Consider the following 17,561-nt stretch of genomic DNA (forward strand, 5'->3'; position numbering starts at 1 on the left):
TTAAATTTCATAAATTTGAAATACAAAAAAAATTGTACGAATACTTCATTGTTAAATCTACATTTTTAGGCTATATACTTACCAAAAACAAAGAATTAAGGATACCCGTAAAGTAACCTTTTTTACTATGCATAAATTTACCTAAAGTTCCTTTTATCCGGAACTATAATCCAATAAACGAGAACTTTGTTATCTATATAACGAGTTCTATGCAATTTGACCAAACAACGAACTTTATAGTAAAATAAAAAATATGTATAGAAAAATAGGCTTATTCTTTTTGTCACTATGGTTACTATTTATTTTGACCATTGTAATAACTGTGGATATTCCTTTTTGCTTTTCTGGGAATTGTGAATTTGTAGGAATTGGGTATTTAGTTTCAAAAAACGTGATACCAATCGTTTGCATACTTTGTTTAATAATTGGAGTTTATTCATTTTTAGACTTCTCAAAGAAATTAAAAGGAGCTACACAAATTCCATTTAAAATAACAAAAATTGAAGGAATTGATTACGAGCACTTGACATTTTTAACAACTTATATAGTACCGTTAGTCTGTTTTAACTTTGTAGACCTTAGATATCAAATTGTATTGATTATTTTACTTATTGTAATTGGAGTTATATATGTAAGAACAGATTTATTTTATGCTAACCCAACTCTTGCTTTATTAAATTATAGAATTTATAAAATTAACGGGGAGTTTAAAGAAGGAACAAGAGAAGATATAATACTAATTAGCAGAAAGAAATTAGAAAATAATCAGAGATGTGATTATATCAAATTAGATAACCGAATATATTATGCCAAACCAAAAGTAGATGAATAGAATAGAACTTATAAATTCCTTAAACTTAGTTTTAGAGCAAGGAAATGATTTATCAACTGTTGTTTATGCAGTTTTAAAAGGAACTAATGAAGTTAAACTTCTAAACATTGTTAATGACGAAATTGACTTTATCCAAGAGATGTTCATTGAAAGCATAAACTCTTCAATTATAAACGTAGAAGGACAAACAATTGTTGCCGTTTCAGAAGCTGACGACCGCTCAAATACTGTCTTTGAATATGATTTAAAATTACCCGAAAGTTTAGAGTATGTAAATACCGAATTAAACGATAATATACCTTTGTTTTCATTTAATGATGATGATTTAGGTAACATTGAATCTCTTTTAATTGAAATTGGAACTGAGCAAAATCAAATTACAATTATTAAACAGTTATCTCCTGTTGAAGTCTTTGGAAGAGGTGGATTTTCACTTTGGAGTTCAAATCAGCAACAGTTAAGAAAATTTGAGGATAAAGTATTAAGATTTACTCCCAAATTTAACGGAATAAAAGTAAATGAATCCATAATTTTTACAGAATTAAAACTATTGGAACGTAGCCACGGATTTCACGACATAATTGTTCGAGAAGCCAATGTAAGTATTCAACTAATTCAAGCCTTAAACATATTAGACACGACAGATGGACTAACCTCACTGCTGTCCAATGTTCGATTTGCAAGAAAAGTACTGAAAATCAGAAACTCTCCAGTCATAAGAAACAATATTCCAAACTCAGTAATAATAACGTTTACAAAAACTCACCCTGCACTTGTTAGAAAAATGAAGTATAGTGAGGATGGAAGTCAAATAATTCTTGAAACAAAAATATCCAAAGAATTATTTATTAAAATGTTAGATGACGCATATCTGACTTCTCAACTTACAAATCAATTTTATGAAAGTAAGGCTAAAGATGAAGTTACGAGTGAAGAAGAGAATGAAGAGGATAATGGAGAATAAAAACTGCATAGAACAACGTGTATAAAACATAGCTAAGTAAGTGATTAATCAATAGGCTTGTACTTATCAATATTAAACGCCAAATTAAAAATTTGGCTCTGTGTTTAACCGAAAATTCAGTGTCTTTTTGCACGCTACTTTTCATAGACAAGACTGTTGGAAATAATAAAAATGATAAAAAAATGAGCACGAAAAAACAATTTTTAATATTAGCATTATTAGTAACATCATCTATTTTAATCGGGCAGAATACTGAGTCTTCAACTCGTAAATTTATAGATAAAGCTAAGTTTACTAGAATAAACAAAGATTGGACAACTATTGCTAAATTTAAATCTGGTATCGGAGAAACGGTAGAGTTTTACCCGATTGAAGTAATAAATTTAAAAACAGGAGAAAAAACCAACGCTTTACAGCTAGATATGAAAATTAAAAAACCTGATGTATTTAAAACTGCTTGGATCGGAATTGAAGAGATAAATGAATTTATTACTTTTATTGAAAAAAATGTAATTCCAAATTTAGATTTGAAATTTAAAGATAAATCATCAGAATTTATATTTAAAGCAAATGAGATGACATTATCATATTTCATTTATGAGAAAACAAAAAGAATAACTATAAAACTTAATAGTTATGATGATAGTAAATTTAAAAATTATACCTTCTGGACTGAAACACAAGTTAAAAAAATTCCAAAGCTATTGGATATTTTGAAAATCATAAAATAAGATACTAACTTAAAACGTTTATAATTCATTGCTACTACTAGCCTACTTACGAAAATTCTAACCGATTTACTATTCGGTTTTTATTTGCTAAGTATAGTGCTTAAACACGCCAGTAATTATACACAAAACGTTACCCAGCATTTGATTCCAGGGTTGAATTATAGATACATATTTCTGATTATATATTTTTTTTATTTTGTATTATTCAAAAAGTAAAGACTAAAAATATAATATGAAAACACCATTAAAAGCATATAAAATCTCACTTGAAATAGTCAATTACGTTGAGTCATTATTAATTAAACGTATTAATGATAAACTTCCCTTTGTTACTTATCCTGTATCATTTCCAAAAAAAAATGATTCATTGCATTTGGGTAATCATAAAATATATAATTGGTTGTATAAGCAAGTATTCTGGTTTTTTCAAGTCTTGTTAAAACCCATAGTGTTTGTTGCTTACGGATTAGGTTCATCAATCAAGAAATATTACATCGTCTTTACAGTTGTTTTTCTACTTTTTTTCTTCTTAATTAGAATAGCTTTAATTGATGCATTTAAGAATATTGAGGGTGTTACTTTTAATGAGGAAATAGCTTTAAATATATTATTCTCAATATTTCTTATAATTGTATTTTTTAGTAAAATTCCTTCACACGGTGAGAAGGAGAATAAGTTAATTGGAAATTTAACTGAGAAGTTACTAAGCTATAATTTGCATGAAGCTCAATGGAAATTAATATCAGAAAATATAAATATTTATAATGAGTTCTTTAATAAAAGAATAATTTTTATCAATTCTATTTTTGCATTTGGATGGGCTAGTTATTTACTTGTTTTCAGAATTATTAACTCATATTTTCCAAAAGAGAGTAGTAATGTGGTGGAAATATTTAAAAATCTTTCTGAATCGTTCCTTTATTACATTATTATATTTGCATTTATTAGAGCTTATACAAAGGTTTATAGATTCATTTTTGAACTTATTAAAATTTCATTGAATGAAGTACTTTTTATACAAACTAAAAATGAATGATAGTTATACACTTTTGTATAGACCATTTCGACATGATTTTAAAAACAAAGAAAAAATAGAAGATGAATTATTAGCAGAATTCTATAGTAAAATATCGAATTTGAAAGTACCAGCACCACCCGAATAAAAAAACGTTGGGTAACGCTATATATAGAAAATAGGGCGATTAGTGTTTAATCGAAAGGTTATTGTCTATTTGCAAAGTCGCCAAATCTTTTGATTTGGTATTAAAAGAAAAAAATTAAAACAAAATACAAAAGATTTGGCTTGTGACTAAACCGAAAGTAATTGCTTATTTTCTGCCCAACATGCCATATACTTAACGTTAGCCATAATTTGCCCAAACAGTGAAAACAGAGGACTTAACATACATAGATTGGAATTTATTCTCTATACTAAAAGAGCCGAAATTGAAACCTCATATCGTTCTGAATGACTTTCTAAAAAGACAATCTGATAAAATCACATTGGTTTATTCAGATGCACATTTAGGAGACTTAGCAAGAACTTCAGACGAATTACCAAACATAAGAATTAATGACTTAAATTATCTTTCTGAAAAGACAAAGGATTTAGTAATCATTAAATATTTTGGACGTGATTATGTTGACGTTGAAAATAGAAATGCGCTCGAATTTTATGAACAAGATGTTTATAATAATTCAATGGCACCTTTGGTTCAATGGCAGACTATTGTAAAACAAATGACAGACAATTATGGTCCTTTAAGAGATGACATAATAAAAACACATTTTAAATTAGACCCAAAGAATATTTGTAATTTTTCAGTTTCTCAATTGGACGAACTAATTAAAATGATAGGCATAAGTGGTTCTTTAAAAGAATTCGTTGAATTTGGACTATCATTGCGAGGAGATACTACAACAAATGCTCTGACTTATATTGACTATTATACAACTGCGTATATGAATTTAGATTTGATTGGTTTTTTTCCAGACTCAATGAATGAAAAAGGAGATTTTAGTAATTTACTAAATGATTCAAAACATTCGGCTTATGGTTCAATCTGTAAGGCATTTATAACAAATGACAACAAGTGTTACCATAAATCCAAATTTCTATTTGAATATTTTAAAAGTAACTCAAAACTGATTAAAACTTGTAAACTTAAAAATGGAACTTCGGAATTGGAAAATGAATTGATAAATTTAACGGAATAATAAACTATGGCTAACACCGTATATAATTTATTGCTAGTTCTAGCCTACTTACGAAAATCCTCACGGATTTTCTATTCGGTTTTTATTTGCTAAATCACCTACTAAACCACGTAACAAACTATATAAAAAAAAGTTAACACAAAAACTAAACAACAACATCAATAAAATTATTTTTACCTTCTATTTCTTCAGGAGTCGTGTTTTCCTGCTCCTTTATAAATATTGTTTTACCTGAATGAATGTTAAAAATTATTTCGTTGGTTGGATATCGTTCATACCTATTTTTATCGGCTCTAACATAGTTTTGGGTATAATCATCTTTCTTTTCAACAAAAAAGATACAATCGCCATCAAAACCACTTTTTGCTCCTCCTCTCATTTTACCATCGCTCGTTTGTTGAAAAATGATAAGAAACAATTTACCGTCGTATTTTTTTCTTAAATGAGTATCTACTTGTAATTTAGATTCTAGTTCTTGAAGTTTGGCAAATGAATCAATTACAATAACATCATTTTCTTTTATCAACTTATCAAGCTGATTTAAATTTTTAATTTCAGGATTGTCAATATTATTTAAGGCAGTTTCATTGATATACTGATCTACTTTATCCCAATATAATTTTGTTTCAGGATGCTCTTCTAAACTGGCATGACCTACTTTATATTTTTGAGCCATGATATTCATAAACTGAAAAGCAAAACGAGTTTTCATACTACCTCTTTGCCCTGCTATGGTAAGCACTAAACTTTCTTTATTTTTAATTTCAATATCGCCAATAAAATCAGCCATGCTTTTATCAGCTATATCATACAATTCAAACCTACGATCTTTCATTTTTTGCCTTCTAGTAGCTAATGAGTTTCTGCCTGAAGTAGTGCAGTTTTGCTTTACTTTTTCAACAGTAGAAATGTTCGATTGTATCGTATTAACAGACTTTACTGGAATGCTGCTTTCAACTGGAATACTGTTTAGTACTTCTTGATTAATTTCTGAACCAGGTAAAGGCTCAACAAACACCTCTGTATTAATTGAGTTTTGAGTATTAACAGCCCCGTTTAACGTTTTACTTTTGTAATTTCCGTTTAAATAATCAATCAATTCATCTGTATAGGCATACGATTTCAAAGGTCTTTGCCATACTTTAGTTTTTGGTGACCATCTAAAAGAATGCTCTGTAGATTTTAAGTAACTTCTTACGGTTTCTGAAGGCTTACTATTAAAAAACAATTGGACTTTATTAAGCCCTTTATGTAAATGCATTTCTCCACCTTCAAACTTTATAACCGTACTTACTTTCTCTGTTGATTTTTCGTTTAACTGCTTTTGTACACCTTTAGTTTTAGTAGTCTTCCCTTTTTTGTCGTTTACACTAGTATTTTTCTTTTTGGTTGGCACTCCCAACGTTTTGGAAAGCTCTTTATAAAATTTTGGTTTTCCAGCTTGATTCTACCTGAAGTAAAAAGTCAGCCGCTTTTTGTGCAGCAGTTGCACTTCTCATAAGAAGAGTGTTATCTTTTTCCATTAAAGAAATAGCATAAAGCCAGTTTTTAATGTACTTTTCATGGTCTTTATGTGTGTGCCATAAAATACCCGCTTGTGCTGATAAAAACACCGCCCCAAATTCAGCAATTAATTCTTCTTTAGCATACTTAGGCGTACCAAATTTATTGCCAAGCTCTCTATCTAATCTATTTGGGTGTCCTGTAGAATGTATAAGCTCATGAAACAAGATTCTATAGTAATCATTCGCAGAATCAAAAGCTTCAAATTTAGGCATGTTTAAAACGTCTCTAACCGATGAATAAAAAGCTCCGTTTTCTTTATGTTCTATTTTTACTCTTGGATTTGGTAGATTTTTTAGTATTAATTCAGCTATTTGATTTTTACCCTGGTTGTGTCTTGCTTTACTTGGAGCAACAAAACCAAATTTTGCTTTTTCAATAGGTGTTAATTTATCTAATCCAAAATCAATTCCTTCAATATCTGATCCATTGTACACTTTGTAATATTTTAAAATAGGAATGATTTTTACCAAAAAATCAAACTGTTTAAGATCATATCCATTCGATTTAAAAAATGCAGTCATTTTATCCTTTTTATAGGTAGAGAAACTTTTCTTCTTCTTCTGGTCGTTAAACGTGTACAACCTTGTGAAGTAAATAACTGTGGCACCTTTAGATTTTGGTTTAACTTTTCCTTTCAACTTTTTAACCTGGTTAAAAGTCAAAAAATAGGGATTATTAAAACCAGCATAGGGATTTCCATTTTTAAGCAATAGAATGTTTACACCCCTGTATGGTTTTTTAGTATCAAAGTTATACGGTATCAAATAACCTCCTTTAGCCATAAAGTTTTTATCCCATGGCATAGCTGGGTTTCCTTTCACTTTTTCAACACCTTGAATAACCTTTTCGGTAATCATTTTGTATATCTCTTTAGGAGTTACCGCTTTTCCAAGGGCTGTTTTAAGTTCTTGATCATCTGCCTCGATATACTCTAAGCCTGCTAAAACATCAGGAGTTATAAATTGTTCGTCGCTTTTAGCCTGCAATGAATTGGTGGTTTTAACTACTGATCCATTTTTAAAGCTCCATCCTTTTTTTAAAGTTCCATTAGCAGTTAAAGCTTCAGCCAAACTAGCATTGTTGGCTGAAGCTTTGTTGTATTGTTTGATTTGTAACGTAAAAACAAGGTCGTTAGGATTTTCGTGTAGTATTTTAGAAACCCGATACACAACATTAGTGTTCTTCTCTTTCTTAGCTTCTTGTAATAGATTTATTAAGAAACTTCTTTCAACTTCTTTGTTGTGTAATTCTTGAAATTTACTTGTTGTACTCATTAACTTTTATAGTTTTTATACATAAAATATCCTGCAATCGTAGCCCCTAAAATTCCTATAACTAGAAGCGTTGTCTTTTTTTTTTAATTTCTACTCCAAACTTCTTAGCTAAATCATACACTCTAGTTCTCCAGGCATGCCCAAATCTTTTATAGGTTGATTTTTTTTCATAGTCTTCTAAACGAGCAATTGAAATTTTTTCAAATAAAAGAACAGGCTCAACTGAATTAATTGCTCTAACTGTTTTGATTCCAATACTGCGATCAACTCTCAACCTTTTTCCGAAGTGCTTATTTAAAGTTTCTTGAACAATTTTTCCAGCTGCTCCAGTTCCTGCATTGATTGCATGATCTACAATTGTTTCGGCAACTGGTTGACTTTGTATCTCGTCTGCTTTTACCTTGTCCCAAAACTCATTTTTAAAAAGCACATGCGCTTCATTTTTAGTAATTGCTTGCATATCTTCTACACTTGGAGGAAAACCAATAACCTGCTCGTAAAACCTAGCAGAAATACCGTGATTTGTTCCTACTCTTTCTCTTCTGGAATTAAAATTCCCGTTATCTTCAACAAAGTTTTGATAACCGCCTTCAGCTTGCTCTATTGAGTCTTTAAACTTATCATAGCTTGCCATTTTCTTCTTCTTTTTAAAATTTAATTGTAGTTGTATTTCCTATAGCTGAAATATCTAATTCAAAGGAAAATTTATCTATTAAGTCTTTTGTGTCTTTACCAGATAATTCATTTAATAAATACTGTGCGCCCGTTAAAGAAGGTATTTCAACGTATATAGAAGGGAGGTCATAAAAACCACCACTAGGAAGCTCAATTTTAGAAGTATCAAGGTTTGAAAAAGCGAGTAATTTTCCAGTCTTTTTTTCATACACTCGAATTACTTTCGCTTTCACAAATCCTGTATTTATACTTAAATCTTCACTCGAAGGGTTAACAGCTCTAATGCCTAAATCCATTGAGAACTGTTTTAATGAAAACTTAAAGTTTTTGACACTTGTAAGTTTGAACTGTAATAGGCTTACTATTCGCTCTATTTCTTCTTTTTTGTTGATGCCCATTACAGCTAAAGAGATAACAGCAATACTAGCCCCTATAAACACAAGTGATTTTGTTTTCATGCTTATAGGATTCTAAGTTTAGATAAAACATATACCGAAGCCATGAGGATGATAAAAACAATCCATAACCAATAAGGCACTCTATATTTAACTATGACCGTTGTTTGCTTGGTAGCGATCTCCTTATTTTCAATCTTTTTTAAAGTATCATTTTTTTTAACCAGGGAATTCTCAGTTCCCCCTACTTTACTGGTTATCGCAAATCCTTTACGCTTTTTCTTATACGTAATTTTATAGCTGTTATTTCCACTTTTCTTATAGGTTTTAAAATTGGAAAGTCGCTTACTGAGTACGCTATCAATTTTAAGGTTTCCAGTTTCAAGAGGAATAAACACATAATCACTAATTGGTTGATTTATGGTTTTAATTTCAACACGTTCTTTTTTAGCTATAAGCGTATCTTTTTGAATATTTGAAGTTTTTACAAGCTTGTGCTTTGTAGAAGCACAAGCCGTAAAAACTAAAATAACAAGGACAGCATAAAGGAAGATTTTAAGTGCTTTCAAGAGTTCCAAATTTTTGTTCATATTGCGAAATAGTATTTTCAAGAGACTTGATAATTGATTCTAACTTGTGATTTTGAGTAACAGCTTTTGCTAAATTTTTTTCCATCATTACATAACGTGATTCATAATCTTTTTTAAGACTCTCTAGCATCTCTGTTTTCAAAGAAAATTCAAGCTCATAGGTTTCTAGCTTTTTCATATATGCTAAAAACTCAGCTTCTTTATCAGTAACTTTTCTTGATTTTCGCCCTAGCAGAAAAAGAAAAGCAGCACCCACCATCTGAACGATAGTTTCCCAGTGTTTGAGTAAAAAATCTATAAACATTAGCTTGATTTTTTATCATCATCAGAACTCGCATAGACCACCGCAAAAACAGCAGCTAATCCTAATAAGACAAGTCCTCCATTCTTACTTTTTGAGCCAATTACTACTTCGTCTAAATTTTCAGAAGCTTCATTTAAAACAATTTTATCCGTTAAGTCAGAAGCGGTAACAATTACTTCTCCATAACCTACATGTGTAATCTTTAACTGATCAGAAGGTGAAGCTTTAATAACAAATTGACCGTTAGCCCCTGTTACTGTTCCTTGACCGTTATTGAGGTTTAAAATATGCACTTGGGTATCAAAAGCATTTCCAGTAATGCTATCAATAATTAATGAACTATAATCATCAAGGGTATTAATAGGGTCGCCATATTTTATAGGTGGTAGTTTGGTAGGTTGCATAGTTTGACAACCACATTGTTTTTCTTTTGGACTAAAAGTAGTCTTGATTTGTGGACCAGGACACGCTAGTCCTAAAATTGGGTTACTCATTTTCTTTTTCTTTTTTAAAATATTAATCCTGCGCTGGTTACTCTTTCTTTTACCAGGTCATAAACTTCTTTATCCCAATAAGAATCAAGCTCTTCTTTTAACCAGTAAATTAAATCGTATGCATCAGCAACTTTTTTATCTAAATAAAATGTAGGCGTACCACCTCCAAATCTTTTTCTTTCTCCAAAAGCATTATAAACAAGCTTAAAATCATCTCCAGTTTTTATATGCTCAAAAGTTTCTTTTACTTTTTCTTCGTCAGTTGCACGAGAACCAATAAATGATGTGTGATTAAATGCATCAAGTAAAGATTTAGCTAGATTTACTGCTTGATCACTGGTAATTGTTACGTTTTTTATAGAGGGATTAATTTCAGGTTTTATAAAATCAACTTCATCAGATTTAAAAACTTCTCCTACTGAAGAAATACCTTTTTTAACTTGCCTAATAACTAAAAAACCTAAAACTAATCCTCCAACAACAAGAAAAGCATTTTTGTTTTCAACAATAAAATTGCTGGCATCGTTCGCTTTTTTTAGTGTCTTTTTCACATTCTTTTTGGAAGCAATTTCCCCTACTTTTTTCGACAAACTAGTTTTCTTTTTCATAGCAACTCTTATTTGTTTAAATAGCCTTTTACCACAGCATATTTAAGAGGACATTTAAAGTATTTAATAGCCTTTTTATTATCAGATAAATCAGCCATGCGTATTAATACTTTAGGGTCTAGATTACTTAATTTTTCTAAAGCTTCTTCTTTTGTTTTAATTGGCATTTTCTTCTCTTTTATTAATTAAATTCATAATTCCTTCGATAAAATTTTGCTCCCAATTATCAAGTATATAATTCAGTAAGTTTGTTTGATCATCACTAAAACTTTGAGATTGGATTTTTTTAATAACCATACTTTTTATCTCAGAAACCTCAATACCTGGAGTACCTAAAACATTTGGTGTTTGTGGTATTGTTCCATTTGGCTGGGTAACTGACTCTATTACTTTAGGGATTATTTTACCTAAAGTTTCCATCATCGTATTTCCTGCCTCAGTTTCTAAAAATCCTTTACGATCAAGTTTATCACGTTCTCTTTCTAAATCTGATTTGTCTTTAACAGTTGCTAATTTGATTTCTAAAGCAGCTAATTTTTCTTTTAAAATTCTATTCTCAGAATTAGCATCTTTTAACTTTTCTTCTGCCTGTTCAGCTCTTGTTTGATAATCCTTACTTCTTTTAGCTTCCACCATATTATTAATTAATTCAGGTGCGCCTAGAACATTTCCTAAACTAAAATTAGGATAGCCTTGTTGGGTGAAATTTGGTTGTTGATGCTGTGCTGGATTGGATGTGATTGGGGTATCTTTCATTGCTTTTTCCGTTAAATCCTTTGTTATTTCTTGAAGTGTATGAGAAGTACTTTTATTATTATTGGAATAAATTTTAACCAACGTAAATTTCACCCCTGAAGTAAACCCCTTACCAGGTAACTCATTTAAAAGATTATCAACACTACCAAACTTGTGAATAACATCTTGAAGAGTAAAAGCAAACTTATTTGTTGCTGCTGCTCCTTTTGATAATCGTGAGCTCTTATTTTGTACTCTTAAAGCATTATTATTCCCTGCTTGTAAATGATCTGATAATATTTTTGATAAGTTGTTATTCATTATTACTTGCGCAATACAAATACCTTACTATTGCTTGTTTTTTTGAGTTTCTTGTTAGTGAATTACTACGTTCTTTAAATTCGAATCTTAAAATCCCGTTTATAATCGGAACAGTTGATTCTATTTTAAAAGGGCAAATGTCTTCTCGGATAAATTGGTTTGAACCGTCTTTATTGAGCAAAGGCATACTATTTTTAGGTACAAATATTTCAATTTGATACACCCCATTTTTGCAGTCGGGTAATTTTGAAATATCAATTTCAAAATCACTATCATGGTTAGCTGTTACAAATAATGCTTTGTTCATAACTAACTACATTCGCAATCTTCTTGCTCAATTATAAAAACAAACTCCCCACAAATAGGTTTTTTACCTATGGTTTCCCACTCTATTCTGATTACTGCATCAGCATCGTTTTTCATGTCAATATTCTTAAAACCATCAACATGACCACCTGATTTATGACGATAATCACTTATATCAGTTTCTGTGGTTATTTCTCTGTTTTGAGAATCTAACATTCTAATATCAGTTTGCGACCACAAAGGCATAATTTGTGGAGAAAAAAGCTGATTACCTCCACTTGGCGGTAGGTTAGCAATAACAGGAGTAGTTTGTGAATAGTCATTAAATGTTACTCCAACAACATTTCCTGCTGGCAATGTAGTTCTAGTATGATTTTTTAAAAAATCAGCAAATGGACTTGACAGATCTTTGGGGGTATAGTTTTCTAAATCTAAAAGTGCTGTATTTACTTTTACTCTATGATATACTCTTAACATGTGATTTGGATTAAAAACCTTACGCTCTTAAAACGTAAGGTTTGTTAATGGAAAAGTGATTTTTATCTTCTTTGGTACGACTCGTAACCTCTAAAAACAGCAGAAATGAAAATAGAGTTACCAGCTGTTAAAGTAGGTGCTGCTACTTCATCAGGAAATTCAATTTCAACCTCTACTTTTGTTTTTGGAGCAATTAAAGTTAAATCTAAGTCTCTGTACTCACTAAACTCTTGCTTTCCGTTTTCAATGGAAGAAATAGGTAAGCGCACTAAGATTTCATTATTTTGCTTTAATACAATGTTAGCAAATTGGAAAGCTGCCTTTTGAGCTTTAGTAACTCCAGTTGCAAAATCTACGTTGTAAGGTTTTGTGCCTGATTTAGCTATTCCAAATTTAAAACTGATACCATCAACAGCAAAAGCCCTTCCATCGTCTAACTTATTTCCATCAAAATTGGTAACTCCAATTTCATTGTCAGTTGATCCAATTAATAAAGAAACTTTACCTCCTGCAACATTAATTTCTTTGTTTACATAAAGTTCTGATGGAATAGGTTTGATTTGATCTCCAGTAGAAAATATAGGTTTTTCATCATTTCTTTGTTTGAAAAACACCATTGCTCTTAATAATCCTTCTTTGTTTAATAAATAATTCATCTTCTTTTTTATTTTTAATTTTTGTGTGAATAAAATTTTACATTTCAAATGTTACATCTTGATAGGACGTATCAATTGTATTTTGTTCTTGATTTAAGTTTGCATAACCCATTCTAAACTCTACAGGGTTACTGTAACTACCAACTGGATTTCCTAAGGCAGTAGTTACAAGAGAATTTTCTTTAAACTTTTCTCCTAGTACATCTTTTATCCAATACGCAGCTTGGGTAGCTACTACCCCTTCAGCCATATCTTGTACAAATGCTTTACTAGTAGAGTTACGCTCTATGAAGGCGGCTCCTAAAAGACCCGATAAGACCAAAGCTCCTCGTTTTAAATGCTTATTTTTTATAGGTAACTTATCTGCTACTACACGAGAAGTTGCGGCACCAACTGTTAGTGCTGAAGCTCTAACCAATGTTTGTTCAATCGCTTTCTTTTTCATAATTTATTTACTTTTCTTTTTGTTACTGTTAATTAATAAAATACCACCACCAACTAATACCAATGCACCAACACCAATACCAATATATTTTAATGTGTTATCTTTTTTAGCAGGAGCATTAGCGTTGTTTAGAGACATTTGAGCCTGCATGGTTTTTAAAATCTCTGTAGTGGTTTTTTGTTGAGCTGCTGCTTGTTCATTAAACTTAGAAATAAGCATTGGAGTGATGTTTTCTTTATTTCCTCCAGAGCCTTGCACGTACACATCTTTACCGTTTTTTGCGGCTTCAATTTGCGCCCAAGTCATACCTCCTTTTAATAAGGTGTTTAATAAACCATTAAGGTTAAAACCACTAAAAAAACCACCTCCTGTACCTGTACCTGTACCTGTAGAGGTATTTGTTGAAGTACCTGTACCTGAAGGGGTATCATGGTTGAAATCAGGAGTATCTATCCCTATAGGGTTGTCAAAATTGAAATCAGGAATATCTATTGAGATACCAGTTCCATCGTTAAAACCTCCAGCTAAAACAGGATTTGTTCCAGTTGTTGCAGATTCTAACATTAAACGTTTCTTATAATTCATAGCGTCATTTTTTAAGCTACTACTGCTTTAGGAGTAGCCTTTTTTTTACTTTTTTTATTTTTCTTTACATAGAAATATCCAGCTGTTAATACGGCAACTCCTGCAATAATTAAAGGAGCATTTTCTTTTACTTTCCCCATTAAATCAGATTTTACAGCTACTTTTTTTTCATCTGTAGTGTTCGCTAATTCTTTTTGCTCATGATCTCTTTTAGCCTTGTAAACCTCTATTTTGGTTTGCACCTTTCTAATCTCATTTTTAACAGCTTCAATTTTGATGCTATTTTCTTTGATTACAACTGAAGCCTCTTTGATTCCTTGTGTTTGTTGGTTTTGTAAGGTTGTCATAGCTCCTTTTACAATACCAAGTGCTTTTTCTGCAGCTCTTAAAGAGGCTTCCGCCTTTTTTCTTTTTGAAACCGCACCATTGCACCAAGCTCCTAATCCTGTCATATCAACGCCAATAGCGGATGCAATTGCGTTTTCTTTTTCTAAATCTCTATTTAAGTCTTTAAGCTGATCATCAAGTTTACGCACTTGGGTTTTTAAGCTTTCCCATTCGGCTGCTTGTGCTCCATTTTTAAGAGCTTCTAATTTTGATTTCGTTTCTTTGTGTTGTGCCCAAACACCCGCTGATTGTTTGTTTAATCTGTCAGCAATTCCGTTTGACGGACAAAAACCGTCAAACCATCCATTAAGTGAGCCAGAGCCTCCTACTGTATAGTACATAATTCTTATTCTTTTTCATGGTTTATAGCGAATAGTAATGCTGCGGTAATGACTAAGCCAACACCTAACTGCATTTTATCTTTTTTTCGTTTTTTTGCTAAACGATTTTCTTCTATTTCTTTAGTGTAACGAGCTTGATAAGCTTCTAATGCGATTTGATTTGCTTGGTAGTTTTTTGATGCTCTGTCTTTTAGAAACTCTGAATATTTATCATCATATTTTAACCAAACATCATTCATTTTTGCCTGAATTGGTTGTTCAAAATAGTATAGCATTTCACCACCTATTTCGTATTTCTCTCTTAGCTCAATAGCTTGATTCAGCAAAGGAGTAATCTCTTTCTTATACGCTTTTTCTCTACCGTCTTTATAAGTAGTTTTTAAATGAGTAACATTGTTTGCTAACCATTCTAAATGATTTACTTCAAAGCCAAAAACTGGCTCAATACCATATTCGTTTTTGTCTCTTTCAACTTTTATAAATCTATACGGAGCCCTAATAGGGTTAGAGTTATTTTCTACAACGAAATACAGTGTTCGTTCATTAACGTTAGCCTGTCCTTGAAACTCTCTTATGTTAAAGTGTGAGTAGTTCTTTTTGAAGTTTAAGTAAAAAATATCGACTACCTTTTTAACTTCTTCAGCATATTTTAAAGCAGTAGATAATGTTTGAGCAATGCACTGATCTCTTTGAGAATAGGCAGTTTCATTTCTTAAATGAGCAATCCCTAAATCAATTTCTTTTAAAATACTATTAAATATATGCTCAACACGTACGCCATTATTTATACTAATAGCATGCCCTAGGTTTTTTAGCTTTCTTGAAAGAGGTTCTTGTAAATCGCGTTTTAATTTTAAACGTACAATAGGGGCTTCAAAATCAGCATCATCACAACCTAAAAGTTCATTTAATAACCCTTTAATAAGTAGATCACCAACGACTGTTATTACTTTTCCAGCAGAGTTTGCCAAAGCACCACTTATAGCACCATTTAGTGTGTAATTTGATCTTGGAGTAACAAAAACATCATCTTTTTTGTAGTAATTTACTTCTTCAGTAAATTTTACTGTACCATCAATAGTATAATAACCGTCTTTTACGTTTTTGGTCTTTTGATTTTTTGGTACTATAACATAAACATGACTGTAATCCTCGCCTTGATTAGCTATTATTCTGCGTAGATAATGCGACACCCCAAGATTTAAAAGCACAGTGCTTGCAAAAATGCTATAGCTTTTACAATCAATTCCTTCTGATCTAGTCGACCAAGAACAGGCAGGGCTTCGGAGTTTTTGCTCGTATCCATCCAATTTATATTGAAAATGATGGTATAAAAAACTGTGGAGCTCCTTGCTTAAATTATTGAAAGAAAATTGTTTGAACTTTTTCTCAGCGAGGATTTTAGTCTGATGCTTATACTTATTAGACCACATTGCCATATTATCAATGGCTGTTTTTGTGTCTCCGTTGGCTAATAACACACTACTACAATCACTAAAGGGCATTAAGTTTTTAAACTCAATGCCCGATTTTAAGGGTCTATATAGTAATGTGTTTATTGCTTCTGGACTCAATTAGTATTGCTTTGGAGAGGCAATAATAATCTGATACTTTTGTTTACTTTGAAGCTAAAACAAGCTACTCAGGCTAGGGAAACCTTAGAGAAAATAAAGGAATTAAAATGTAGATAAAACACTTTAAATCAACCTAAAAAAACTCCTGTAAATCATTATTCTGTATAAATTTCCTTACTTCTTTTATTCTAAAAATTCTAATATTTAAAGCTTGTTCTTGCGGTAAATTTCTGTTTTCTGCTACAATTTCGCTTATCTCTCGCTTCATTGCATCAAAAGTGGTAACATGGTCAATAAAAAAATTATAAAATTTGTTCTTTTTCAAAAGCGGTTTGATCTTATTAATTTCTATTGTTGTAATCATGATTTAAAAAAAAGGGGTGTTCTTAGGTTATTAAAGTATTTATTATCGTTGCCAAGTATAAGACTCATAGGTGTGCGTTAATACATTATTAGCCCCATACTGATAGGTTTTTACTGGAAATGCTATATTAGATATATTACCGCCCATTGAAATATGAGAGATTTTATTAGGGGCTTCAGAAAAATAATAATACGATAGCTGAATTGTTAGTACGACTGTTGTAAATTGTAAAAGATAGTCCTCTTTAACAATTTTACCGTTGCTGTCTTTTATTATAGGAAATGTATGAGAATTGAAAGCTTTAGCAAAATTATACATGGTTTCAAAATCTGTAATTGTATCAAAAACATCTTTTTGAGGATCAGTATTTTGTTTAGGCTCAGTATTTTTAGTTCCATTTAATTGAATGTTTTTTGCTATTGAGTCAAATAAACCTTCAATGTTTGTTATCTTATTTCCATTTAAAAACACTCCCTTTTCAACGCTTACCTCAAAAGAATTGTTTTCATCTGTTGCACTTCCTGAAGCATTAATAAGAATTGAGTTTCCTATTCTTGGATGTGGAAAAATAAACATATACGGCATGATCGCTTTTATGTTATTTTGATTGTCCTGAATAATAATATTACCGTTTTCTCTTTGTGTAATTTTCATGATTTTTTTAATTCTATTTTTAATATTAATTTATTTTCTTTAGTTTTGATATTACTTAGAAGACGT

25 protein-coding genes are annotated in these 17,561 nt (G+C 30.8%); 6 read left to right on the forward strand and 19 right to left on the reverse strand.

What is annotated here, in order from left to right:
• Positions 1-253: 253 nt before the first annotated feature.
• The 6 genes from kwaA (at position 254) to ACMFBB_RS07715 (ending at position 4,744) form a co-directional block, all read left to right on the forward strand.
• Positions 254-832, forward strand: a complete 579-nt coding sequence (kwaA, locus tag ACMFBB_RS07690; RefSeq protein WP_435263834.1) for an anti-phage protein KwaA — start codon at positions 254-256, stop codon at positions 830-832.
• On the forward strand, positions 825-1,796 hold the full coding sequence (kwaB, locus tag ACMFBB_RS07695) for an anti-phage protein KwaB (protein ID WP_435263835.1): 972 nt from the start codon (positions 825-827) through the stop codon (positions 1,794-1,796). Before kwaA ends, kwaB begins: the two co-directional genes overlap by 8 nt.
• Positions 1,797-1,978: 182 nt before the next feature.
• Positions 1,979-2,527: a hypothetical protein gene (locus tag ACMFBB_RS07700; protein WP_435263836.1), complete on the forward strand. Its 549-nt coding sequence runs from the start codon at positions 1,979-1,981 to the stop codon at positions 2,525-2,527.
• Between the two features lie 232 nt (positions 2,528-2,759).
• Positions 2,760-3,563 carry a hypothetical protein gene (locus ACMFBB_RS07705; protein WP_435263837.1) on the forward strand — a complete coding sequence of 268 codons (804 nt, stop codon included), beginning with the start codon at positions 2,760-2,762 and terminating at the stop codon, positions 3,561-3,563.
• Complete coding sequence (locus ACMFBB_RS07710) at positions 3,556-3,690, forward strand: hypothetical protein (protein ID WP_435263838.1); 135 nt, start codon at positions 3,556-3,558, stop codon at positions 3,688-3,690. The genes ACMFBB_RS07705 and ACMFBB_RS07710 overlap by 8 nt, the downstream gene beginning before the upstream one ends.
• A 220-nt stretch (positions 3,691-3,910) precedes the next feature.
• Positions 3,911-4,744 carry a hypothetical protein gene (locus tag ACMFBB_RS07715; protein ID WP_435263839.1) on the forward strand — a complete coding sequence of 278 codons (834 nt, stop codon included), beginning with the start codon at positions 3,911-3,913 and terminating at the stop codon, positions 4,742-4,744.
• A gap of 145 nt (positions 4,745-4,889) precedes the next feature.
• Here the strand turns inward: ACMFBB_RS07715 and ACMFBB_RS07720 are convergent, their stop codons facing one another.
• The 19 genes from ACMFBB_RS07720 to ACMFBB_RS07810 form a co-directional block, all read right to left on the reverse strand.
• Positions 4,890-6,140, reverse strand: coding sequence for a hypothetical protein (locus ACMFBB_RS07720; RefSeq protein ID WP_435263840.1), 1,251 nt, complete (start codon positions 6,138-6,140; stop codon positions 4,890-4,892).
• A 22-nt stretch (positions 6,141-6,162) separates the two neighbouring features.
• Complete coding sequence (locus ACMFBB_RS07725; RefSeq protein ID WP_435263841.1) at positions 6,163-7,584, reverse strand: ArdC family protein; 1,422 nt, start codon at positions 7,582-7,584, stop codon at positions 6,163-6,165.
• 61 nt (positions 7,585-7,645) lie between these two features.
• Positions 7,646-8,218 (reverse strand): glycoside hydrolase family 108 protein, encoded by a 573-nt coding sequence (locus ACMFBB_RS07730; protein ID WP_435263842.1) that lies wholly within the window; start codon positions 8,216-8,218, stop codon positions 7,646-7,648.
• Between the two features lie 13 nt (positions 8,219-8,231).
• A complete protein-coding gene (locus ACMFBB_RS07735; RefSeq protein WP_435263843.1) occupies positions 8,232-8,717 on the reverse strand; it encodes a hypothetical protein in 486 nt (161 codons plus the stop codon).
• A gap of 2 nt (positions 8,718-8,719) precedes the next feature.
• Positions 8,720-9,223: a hypothetical protein gene (locus ACMFBB_RS07740; protein WP_435263844.1), complete on the reverse strand. Its 504-nt coding sequence runs from the start codon at positions 9,221-9,223 to the stop codon at positions 8,720-8,722.
• On the reverse strand, positions 9,210-9,548 hold the full coding sequence (locus ACMFBB_RS07745) for a hypothetical protein (protein WP_435263845.1): 339 nt from the start codon (positions 9,546-9,548) through the stop codon (positions 9,210-9,212). The genes ACMFBB_RS07740 and ACMFBB_RS07745 overlap by 14 nt, the downstream gene beginning before the upstream one ends.
• On the reverse strand, positions 9,548-10,042 hold the full coding sequence (locus tag ACMFBB_RS07750; RefSeq protein ID WP_435263846.1) for a carboxypeptidase-like regulatory domain-containing protein: 495 nt from the start codon (positions 10,040-10,042) through the stop codon (positions 9,548-9,550). The genes ACMFBB_RS07745 and ACMFBB_RS07750 overlap by 1 nt, the downstream gene beginning before the upstream one ends.
• A 14-nt stretch (positions 10,043-10,056) precedes the next feature.
• The gene (locus tag ACMFBB_RS07755) at positions 10,057-10,650 is read right to left on the reverse strand and encodes a hypothetical protein (RefSeq protein ID WP_435263847.1); all 594 of its coding nucleotides are present in this window, start codon (positions 10,648-10,650) and stop codon (positions 10,057-10,059) included.
• Positions 10,651-10,658: 8 nt separating this feature from the next.
• Positions 10,659-10,817 (reverse strand): hypothetical protein, encoded by a 159-nt coding sequence (locus ACMFBB_RS07760; RefSeq protein WP_435263848.1) that lies wholly within the window; start codon positions 10,815-10,817, stop codon positions 10,659-10,661.
• On the reverse strand, positions 10,807-11,706 hold the full coding sequence (locus ACMFBB_RS07765) for a hypothetical protein (protein WP_435263849.1): 900 nt from the start codon (positions 11,704-11,706) through the stop codon (positions 10,807-10,809). Before ACMFBB_RS07765 ends, ACMFBB_RS07760 begins: the two co-directional genes overlap by 11 nt.
• A complete protein-coding gene (locus ACMFBB_RS07770; RefSeq protein ID WP_435263850.1) occupies positions 11,699-12,013 on the reverse strand; it encodes a hypothetical protein in 315 nt (104 codons plus the stop codon). Before ACMFBB_RS07770 ends, ACMFBB_RS07765 begins: the two co-directional genes overlap by 8 nt.
• A 2-nt stretch (positions 12,014-12,015) precedes the next feature.
• Positions 12,016-12,489, reverse strand: a complete 474-nt coding sequence (locus tag ACMFBB_RS07775; RefSeq protein ID WP_435263851.1) for a hypothetical protein — start codon at positions 12,487-12,489, stop codon at positions 12,016-12,018.
• A 62-nt stretch (positions 12,490-12,551) separates the two neighbouring features.
• A complete protein-coding gene (locus ACMFBB_RS07780) occupies positions 12,552-13,145 on the reverse strand; it encodes a hypothetical protein (RefSeq protein WP_435263852.1) in 594 nt (197 codons plus the stop codon).
• 37 nt (positions 13,146-13,182) lie between these two features.
• A complete protein-coding gene (locus ACMFBB_RS07785) occupies positions 13,183-13,590 on the reverse strand; it encodes a hypothetical protein (protein ID WP_435263853.1) in 408 nt (135 codons plus the stop codon).
• A gap of 3 nt (positions 13,591-13,593) precedes the next feature.
• The gene (locus ACMFBB_RS07790) at positions 13,594-14,175 is read right to left on the reverse strand and encodes a hypothetical protein (RefSeq protein ID WP_435263854.1); all 582 of its coding nucleotides are present in this window, start codon (positions 14,173-14,175) and stop codon (positions 13,594-13,596) included.
• Between the two features lie 11 nt (positions 14,176-14,186).
• Positions 14,187-14,903: a hypothetical protein gene (locus ACMFBB_RS07795; protein ID WP_435263855.1), complete on the reverse strand. Its 717-nt coding sequence runs from the start codon at positions 14,901-14,903 to the stop codon at positions 14,187-14,189.
• Between the two features lie 5 nt (positions 14,904-14,908).
• On the reverse strand, positions 14,909-16,477 hold the full coding sequence (locus ACMFBB_RS07800; protein ID WP_435263856.1) for a hypothetical protein: 1,569 nt from the start codon (positions 16,475-16,477) through the stop codon (positions 14,909-14,911).
• A 133-nt stretch (positions 16,478-16,610) separates the two neighbouring features.
• The gene (locus ACMFBB_RS07805; RefSeq protein WP_435263857.1) at positions 16,611-16,841 is read right to left on the reverse strand and encodes a hypothetical protein; all 231 of its coding nucleotides are present in this window, start codon (positions 16,839-16,841) and stop codon (positions 16,611-16,613) included.
• 42 nt (positions 16,842-16,883) lie between these two features.
• Positions 16,884-17,495, reverse strand: coding sequence for a hypothetical protein (locus ACMFBB_RS07810; RefSeq protein ID WP_435263858.1), 612 nt, complete (start codon positions 17,493-17,495; stop codon positions 16,884-16,886).
• Between the last annotated feature and the right edge of the window lie 66 nt (positions 17,496-17,561).

Origin of the sequence: Tenacibaculum sp. nBUS_03, assembly GCF_051201695.1 — a bacterium.
Classification (GTDB): Bacteria; Bacteroidota; Bacteroidia; order Flavobacteriales; family Flavobacteriaceae; genus Polaribacter.